Below are 296 nucleotides of genomic sequence, written 5' to 3'. Positions count from 1 at the left end.
TACAGTTGAAGAATTATCACTAGGTCAGTGCCCAAAGTGCCAAAAGGGACAAATTCTAAACCGTAAAACATTTTTCGGGTGCTCAGACCATCAAAACGTATGTAATTTTATGTTGCCAGCTAAAATTAAAGGTAAGAAATTATCGGATAGTCAGATTAAGAAGCTATTAAATAGTAATGTAACAGACTTCATTAATGGTTTTAATGGGGAAAAAGGAGAATTCACAGCTGCCATTCGATTAAAGCCAGACCTTAGTATTTGTTTTGAATTTCCAACTGCAGAGGATCGTACGGTAG

Annotated in this window: 1 protein-coding gene; it reads left to right on the top strand. The window is 35.8% G+C overall.

The annotated features are described in order from the left end of the window. Nucleotides 1-296: topoisomerase C-terminal repeat-containing protein (locus MR155_RS31685; RefSeq protein ID WP_242312144.1), on the top strand; the 296-nt coding region annotated here is incomplete at both ends.

This window comes from Bacillus cereus group sp. BfR-BA-01331, assembly GCF_022663915.1.
GTDB classification, from domain to species: domain Bacteria; phylum Bacillota; class Bacilli; order Bacillales; family Bacillaceae_G; genus Bacillus_A; species Bacillus_A mycoides.
Note: the sequence above shows the minus strand (reverse complement) of the source record. Positions and strands in the feature narration are given on the sequence as shown.